The sequence below is a fragment of the Priestia sp. SIMBA_032 genome, assembly GCF_046535215.1.
Taxonomy (GTDB): Bacteria; Bacillota; Bacilli; order Bacillales; family Bacillaceae_H; genus Priestia; species Priestia aryabhattai.
This window is the reverse complement of record NZ_JAWRXD010001105.1, coordinates 1-254: the sequence shown is the minus strand read 5'-3', so window position 1 is coordinate 254 and position 254 is coordinate 1. Positions and strand designations below refer to the sequence as shown.

Here is a 254-nt window from a genome sequence, read left to right as displayed (position 1 = left end):
CGTAAGCAACTATCTTATAAAACCGGTCACGTTAGAAAAATTTGTTCGCACAATTGAAGACTATAAAAGAAAGAAGCAACTATTACATAGTAACAATGAAGTAAATCAAGCACTCATCGATAATTTCTTCGGGACTTCGCAAACACAAGACATAAAAAACTTACCGACAGGTGTGGATCCGTTAACACTGCAAAAAGTGAAAGGCATTATAAAAGGATTCGAAGAGGGCATTACAATAGAAGAAATGGGAGAAC

General features: G+C 35.8%; 1 pseudogene. It reads left to right on the top strand.

Features of this window, described 5'->3' with window-relative positions:
• Nucleotides 1-254 (top strand): annotated as a pseudogene (locus tag SB717_RS37760) (DNA-binding response regulator); the annotation flags it as partial.